The organism is Streptosporangium heterodermiicola, from assembly GCF_051390675.1.
Classification (GTDB): Bacteria; Actinomycetota; Actinomycetes; order Streptosporangiales; family Streptosporangiaceae; genus Streptosporangium.
This window is the reverse complement of sequence record NZ_JBPJSR010000124.1, coordinates 1-377: the sequence shown is the minus strand read 5'-3', so window position 1 is coordinate 377 and position 377 is coordinate 1. Positions and strand designations below refer to the sequence as shown.

Genomic DNA, 377 nt, shown 5'->3' with positions numbered 1-377 from the left:
ACCTACCAGCTCATGTACGAGCTGCGTGACATCGGCTTCTCCACCGCGGTCGGCATCGGCGGCGACCCGGTGATCGGCACCACCCACATCGACGCGCTGCAGGCCTTCCAGGACGACCCGGGCACCGACGCGATCGTGATGATCGGCGAGATCGGCGGCGACGCCGAGGAGCGCGCGGCCGCCTACATCGAGCAGCACGTCACCAAGCCGGTCGTCGCCTACGTGGCGGGCTTCACCGCCCCCGAGGGCAAGACCATGGGCCACGCCGGCGCGATCGTGTCCGGCTCGGCCGGCACCGCACAAGCCAAGAAGGACGCCCTGGAGAAGGTCGGCGTCCGCGTCGGCAGGACCCCGAGCGAGACCGCCCGCCTGATGCG

1 pseudogene is annotated in these 377 nt (G+C 71.1%); it reads left to right on the top strand.

Features of this window, described 5'->3' with window-relative positions:
* Window positions 1-377 (top strand): annotated as a pseudogene (locus tag ACSC1Q_RS43180) (succinate--CoA ligase subunit alpha); the annotation flags it as partial.